The sequence below is a fragment of the Anaeromyxobacter sp. SG64 genome (genome assembly GCF_022690745.1).
Classification (GTDB): domain Bacteria; phylum Myxococcota; class Myxococcia; order Myxococcales; family Anaeromyxobacteraceae; genus Anaeromyxobacter; species Anaeromyxobacter soli.
The window spans coordinates 1-4,498 of record NZ_JALCZB010000166.1 but is presented as its reverse complement, the minus strand read 5'-3'; the positions used below and the strand labels follow the sequence as shown (position 1 = coordinate 4,498).

General features: G+C 68.2%; 5 protein-coding genes. All 5 read left to right on the top strand.

Translation table 11 applies throughout. The annotated features are described in order from the left end of the window. Nucleotides 1-1,046 (top strand): class I SAM-dependent methyltransferase (locus tag MNZ29_RS23555; RefSeq protein ID WP_242357017.1); only part of this gene is annotated, 1,046 nt, incomplete at its 5' end. A 166-nt stretch (nt 1,047-1,212) separates the two neighbouring features. After that, on the top strand, nt 1,213-1,584 hold the full coding sequence (rpsL, locus tag MNZ29_RS23550; protein WP_242341481.1) for a 30S ribosomal protein S12: 372 nt from the start codon (nt 1,213-1,215) through the stop codon (nt 1,582-1,584). Between the two features lie 20 nt (nt 1,585-1,604). Next, the gene (gene rpsG / locus MNZ29_RS23545) at nt 1,605-2,075 is read left to right on the top strand and encodes a 30S ribosomal protein S7 (RefSeq protein ID WP_012096690.1); all 471 of its coding nucleotides are present in this window, start codon (nt 1,605-1,607) and stop codon (nt 2,073-2,075) included. Nucleotides 2,076-2,246: 171 nt separating this feature from the next. Further along, a complete protein-coding gene (gene fusA / locus MNZ29_RS23540) occupies nt 2,247-4,340 on the top strand; it encodes an elongation factor G (RefSeq protein ID WP_242341482.1) in 2,094 nt (697 codons plus the stop codon). Between the two features lie 33 nt (nt 4,341-4,373). Then, nucleotides 4,374-4,498, top strand: a 125-nt coding sequence (locus MNZ29_RS23535) for a GTP-binding protein (RefSeq protein ID WP_242356372.1), incomplete at its 3' end; no start/stop codon positions are given.

Sequence of the window (4,498 nt, the reverse complement as noted above, 5' to 3'; positions counted from 1 at the left end):
CCGCGCTGGGGCTGCCGGCGGAGTGGGGGACGGCCGCGCCGCCCGGCGGCGCCGACGCGCTCCGCGCCGCGCTCGCGCCGCGCGTCGCGCGGCTCTCCCCGGCGCAGCAGCGCCTCGCGCGCCACGTGCCCGAGTTCGTGGCCGCCCGCTCGGGCGATCTCGCGACGGCGCTGTGGCTCGCGCGCGCCGAGCACGGCGACGCGCTCGATCTGCCGGGGTTCCTGCTCGCCGTCCTCGACGCGCTCCTCGCCGCTGGGCGCGAGCGCGACGCGCTCGCCTACGCCCGCTTCATGCTCGACCTGCGCTTCGACTGGGAGCGCCTCTACCGTGAGCCGCAGCTCGCCTACGGGTTCACGCGCGTGCGCGAGCCGAACCCGCTCGTGTGGCGGCTCCTCGAGGAGCTGGGCGCGCGCGGCGTGCGCCTGCGCGTCCTGGAGCTCGGCTGCGGCGTGGGGAACGACGCCTTTGGCTTCCTCGGTGCGCCGGGGGTGGACGGCTACGCGGGCGTCGACGTCTCGCAGGACGCGCTCGCCGCCTTCCAGGCGCGCGTGGACCGCGAGCCGCCGCCCGTCGTCCCCGCGCTCGTGGCCGGGGACTTCGCCGAGGTGCTCGAGCGGCCGGACACGCCCGCGGCCGGCGCGAACCTCGTCTACTCGTACTCGAGCCTGCACTACTTCTCGTCCGGCGAGCTCGCTCGCATCTACGCGCTCGTGCGCCGGCTGTTGCTCGCCGGCGCGCCAGCGGGGGACCGGGGGGCGCAGCTTCCTCGCGCCCCCCGGCAAGAACTCGGATTCTTCGCCTTCGGGATCAAGGGCGCGGGCTCGGTATGGGAAGGGCAGGGGCTGCCGCTCTATCGGCCCGACGTGTGGGTGAACTGGGACGGCCAATCGCGCTGGTTCCCGTCCCGGGAGGCGCTCGCCCGCCAGCTCGACCGTGCGGGGTTCGAGATCCGGTTCCACGAGCTGCACGAGCACTGGGGGTACAGCGAGCACGGCAGGCGGGACGTCTTCCACTACGTGCTCTGCTCGCCCCGCGCCGGGGAATGACCCTCCTTCGCGCGAACGTTCCCTGGCCGCCGAGCGCAAGCGCGCGGAAGGGCTTGACTCTCGAACGCGCACCCGTATAATCCGCCGCCCTTAAGACGGGATTTGTCCACACGCGCCCGGTTCCACGATTCCGGCGCGTTTTTGTTGGGAAAAGAGCTCGCTCAAGATGCCGACGATCAGCCAGCTGGTGCGCAAGGGGCGCGAGAAGCTCCTCACGAAGAAGAAGGCGCCCGCGCTCAAGGAGTCGCCGCAGAAGCGCGGCGTCTGCACGCGCGTGTACACGACGACGCCCAAGAAGCCGAACTCGGCGCTCCGCAAGGTCGCCCGCGTTCGCCTCACGAACGGCTTCGAGGTGACGAGCTACATCCCCGGCGTGGGCCACAACCTGCAGGAGCACTCGGTGGTCCTCATCCGCGGTGGCCGCGTGAAGGACCTCCCGGGCGTCCGCTACCACATCGTCCGCGGGACCCTCGACGCCGTCGGCGTGCAGGGCCGCAAGCAGAGCCGCTCGAAGTACGGCGCGAAGCGCCCGAGCTAGCTCGAGAAGGATAAGGTCCGATGCCTCGTCGTCGCGAAGTCGAGAAGCGGAAGATTCTGCCCGATCCGAAGTTCCAGGACCGGATCGTGGCGAAGTTCGTCAACAACCTGATGCGCGAGGGGAAGAAGTCCACCGGCGAGCGCATCATCTACGGCGCGTTCGACCAGGTCGAGCAGAAGCTCAAGGACGATCCGCTCAAGATCTTCAAGAAGGCCCTCGACAACGTGAAGCCCGTCGTCGAGGTCAAGAGCCGCCGCGTCGGCGGCGCGACGTACCAGGTGCCGGTCGAGGTCCGCCAGGATCGGCGCACCGCGCTTGCAATGCGCTGGCTGATCGATTACTCGAAGGCCCGCGGCGAGAAGACGATGCAGGAGAAGCTCGCCGGCGAGATCATCGACGCTGCGAACAACCGCGGGAACGCGGTGAAGAAGCGCGAGGACACGCACAAGATGGCCGAGGCCAACAAGGCCTTCGCGCATTACCGGTGGTGAGAGGGTAGGAGGAGGATCGAGGAAGAGCAGGGGTCGGCGCTGCCGGCCGGGGTTCTCGAGCACGGTAGGACCCGCTTCGCTCTTTGACAGCTCGGTCGGTAACGCGGTGTCGCCGGAGGGATCCGGCGGACCGGTCTTGCGCACGCACGAAGGATTCGAAGGAACGAACAGATGCCCCGCACCAGTCCACTCGAGCGTTATCGCAACTTCGGCATCATGGCGCACATCGATGCCGGCAAGACGACTACGACCGAGCGAATCCTCTTCTACACCGGCGTCACGCACAAGATCGGTGAGGTCCATGAGGGCACGACCGTCATGGACTGGATGGAGCAGGAGCGGGAGCGCGGCATCACCATCACGTCGGCCGCGACGACCGCGTTCTGGCGCGAGCACCGGCTGAACATCATCGACACCCCCGGGCACGTCGACTTCACCATCGAGGTGGAGCGCTCGCTCCGCGTGCTCGACGGCGCGTGCGCGGTGTTCGACGCGGTGCAGGGCGTCCAGCCGCAGTCCGAGACGGTCTGGCGGCAGGCGGACAAGTACAAGGTCCCCCGCATCTGCTTCATCAACAAGATGGACCGCATCGGCGCCGACTACTTCCGCGCCGTCCAGACCATCCAGCAGAAGCTCGGCGCCCGCCCGGTGTCGCTCCAGATCCCGATCGGCGCGGAGGACAAGTTCCGCGGCATGGTCGATCTCATCAAGATGAAGGGCATCACCTTCGACGATGAGACGATGGGCGCGAAGTACCAGGAGGTCGAGATCCCGGAGAACCTCCGGGAGCAGGCCGCCGAGTACCGGTCGAAGCTCGAGGAGGCCGCGGCCGAGGTCGACGACGCCCTGATGCACAAGTACCTCGACGGCCACCCGCTCACGGCGGAGGAGCTCCTCCGCGGCCTGCGCAAGGGCACGCTCGAGATGAAGTTCTTCCCGGTCATCTGCGGGACGGCCTTCAAGAACAAGGGCGTCCAGCAGATCCTCGACGCAGTGGTCGACTTCCTGCCGAGCCCGCTCGACGTCCCGGCGGTGAAGGGCGTGACGGCGAAGGGCGACGAGGTCACGCGCGCCACCGCCGACTCGGAGCCGTTCGCGGCCCTCGCGTTCAAGATCATGAACGACCCGTTCGTGGGGAACCTCACGTTCTTCCGCGTCTACTCGGGCAAGCTCGAGGCGGGCTCCTACGTCTACAACGCGACGAAGGACAAGAAGGAGCGCATCGGCCGCCTCCTCCAGATGCACGCCAACAAGCGCGAGGAGATCAAGGAGGTCTACGCGGGCGACATCGCCGCGGCGGTCGGCCTCCGCGCGACCACGACGGGCGACACGCTCTGCGACGAGTCGGCCGCGGTCATCCTCGAGCGGATGGAGTTCCCGGAGCCGGTGATCCACGTCGCCATCGAGCCCAAGTCGAAGGCCGACCAGGACAAGATGGGCGTCGCGCTGAACCGCCTCCAGATGGAGGATCCGTCCTTCCGCGTCCACACCGACGAGGAGACGGGCCAGACGATCATCGGCGGGATGGGCGAGCTCCACCTCGAGATCCTCGTCGACCGCATGTTCCGCGAGTTCAAGGTCGAGGCGAACGTCGGCAAGCCGCAGGTCGCCTACCGCGAGACCATCACGAAGCAGGTCGAGTCCGAGGGCCGCTACATCCGTCAGACCGGCGGCCGCGGCCAGTACGGCCACTGCTGGCTGCGCCTCATCCCGCAGGAGCCGGGCAAGGGCTTCGAGTTCGTGAACGCCACGGTCGGCGGCTCGATCCCGAAGGAGTTCATCTCCCCGATCCAGAAGGGCATCGAGGAGGCCATGACGAGCGGCGTGCTCGCCGGCTACCCGGTGGTCGACATCAAGATCGAGGTCTTCGACGGCAGCTACCACGACGTCGACTCGTCCGAGATGGCGTTCAAGATCGCCGGCTCGATGGGCTTCAAGGACGGCGCGGCGAAGGCGAAGCCCATCCTGCTCGAGCCGATCATGGCGGTCGAGGTCACGACGCCCGACGACTACATGGGCGACGTCATCGGCGACCTGAACTCGCGCCGCGGCAAGATCCAGTCGATGAACCCCGGGACGGGCGTCCAGATCATCGAGGCGCTCGTGCCGCTCGCGGAGATGTTCGGCTACGCCACCGACCTCCGCTCCAAGACGCAGGGCCGCGCCACCTACTCGATGCAGTTCAAGCACTACGCGCAGGTCCCGAGCAACATCGCGGAGACCATCGTCTCCAAGGCGAAGGGCACCGCTGCGGCCACGAAGTAGCCGCCAGACCTCGGACAGGAAAGAGAGGAAGTCATGGGCAAGGAGAAGTTCGAGCGCAGCAAGCCGCACGTGAACGTGGGGACGATCGGTCACGTCGACCACGGCAAGACGACGCTGACGGCCGCCATCACGAAGTACTGCGCGACGAAGGGCCGCGC

What these genes read in the sequence shown, in the direction of transcription:
- rpsL (WP_242341481.1), top strand. Translation starts at nt 1,213, where the DNA reads ATGCCGACGATCAGCCAGCTGGTGCGCAAGGGGCGCGAGAAGCTCCTC.
- rpsG (WP_012096690.1), top strand. Translation starts at nt 1,605, where the DNA reads ATGCCTCGTCGTCGCGAAGTCGAGAAGCGGAAGATTCTGCCCGATCCG.
- fusA (WP_242341482.1), top strand. Translation starts at nt 2,247, where the DNA reads ATGCCCCGCACCAGTCCACTCGAGCGTTATCGCAACTTCGGCATCATG.